General features: G+C 66.1%; 2 protein-coding genes. One reads left to right on the top strand and one right to left on the bottom strand.

All coding sequences use genetic code 11. The annotated features are described in order from the left end of the window. Positions 1-30 precede the first annotated feature (30 nt). Positions 31-936, top strand: coding sequence for a CbbX protein (gene cbbX / locus IQ216_RS13905; protein WP_193815939.1), 906 nt, complete (start codon positions 31-33; stop codon positions 934-936). 26 nt (positions 937-962) lie between these two features. On the opposite strand, the gene IQ216_RS13900 is transcribed toward cbbX, so the two are convergent. Next, positions 963-1,158, bottom strand: a 196-nt coding sequence (locus IQ216_RS13900) for a hypothetical protein (RefSeq protein WP_193815938.1), incomplete at its 5' end; no start/stop codon positions are given.

The following is a 1,158-nucleotide window of genomic DNA, read 5'->3' as shown; positions in this document are numbered from 1 at the left end:
CCCCCCAGCTGACGGCGGCCCGTGACGGATCTGGGCCTGGCGGTGGACCTGAGGGCGGCCTACGAGGGGGCCGGCGTGCAGGAGGTGCTCGATGAACTCGACCGCGAGCTGATCGGCCTGCGGCCGGTGAAGGCGCGCATCCGCGAAATCGCCGCCCTGCTGGTGGTGAACCGGGCCCGCCAGCAGGTGGGCCTGGAAACGGCGCCGCCCTCGCTGCACATGTCCTTCACCGGTCGGCCGGGCACCGGCAAGACCACCGTGGCCGAGCGGATGAGCAAGATCCTGCACGGGCTGGGCTATGTGCGCAAGGGCCATGTGATCACCGCCACCCGCGATGATCTGGTGGGGCAGTACATCGGCCACACCGCTCCCAAGACCAGGGAGATGCTCAAGAAAGCCATGGGGGGCGTGCTGTTCATCGATGAGGCGTACTACCTCTACCGCCCCGAAAACGAACGCGATTACGGCGCTGAGGCGATCGAAATCCTGCTGCAGGTGATGGAGAACCAACGCGATGATCTGGTGGTGATCTTCGCGGGTTACAAGGATCGGATGGACATCTTCTACCAATCCAACCCCGGCCTTTCATCGCGGGTGGCCAATCACATCGACTTTCCCGACTACAGCGCCGAGGAGCTGCTGGCGATCGCCCAGCTGATTCTCGCTGCCGAGAACTACCGCTTCAGCGATGAGGCCCGTTCCGCCTTCGCGGACTACATCCAGCGGCGCATGAAGTTGCCCTTCTTCGCCAATGCCCGCTCGATCCGCAATGCCATCGATCGCGCCCGCATGCGCCAGGCCAACCGGCTGTTCAGCCGCATGGGCAGCGCCCTCACCAAGCTGGATCTGATGACCCTGGAGGCCGAGGACATCACCGCCTCCAGGGTGTTCCAGGGGGAAGTGGAAGGTCTGGATCCCGCCCGTCCCCTCACCTGAGGGAGAAGACGGAGTGGGGGGCAGGCTCAGTTCGGGAAGAGTTCGATACGCGGAGCTGCCGGCCGGCGCCCTTCATCCCCCTCCAGGCGGGTGCCGCAGGTGATCTCACCATCACTGCCGGTGGTGCAGTTTTCCGGCACCACCTTTGACCCCGCCGGTGGCGGAGCGCCCTGCCGCTGCCAGATCTGGGTCTGGGCCAGGGCGGGGCCGGCGACCAGGGTG

The sequence above is a fragment of the Cyanobium sp. LEGE 06143 genome (assembly GCF_015207535.1).
In the GTDB taxonomy this organism is placed as follows: Bacteria; Cyanobacteriota; Cyanobacteriia; order PCC-6307; family Cyanobiaceae; genus NIES-981.
The sequence above is the reverse complement of the archived record's forward strand: the minus strand, read 5'-3'. Positions and strand labels throughout refer to the sequence as shown.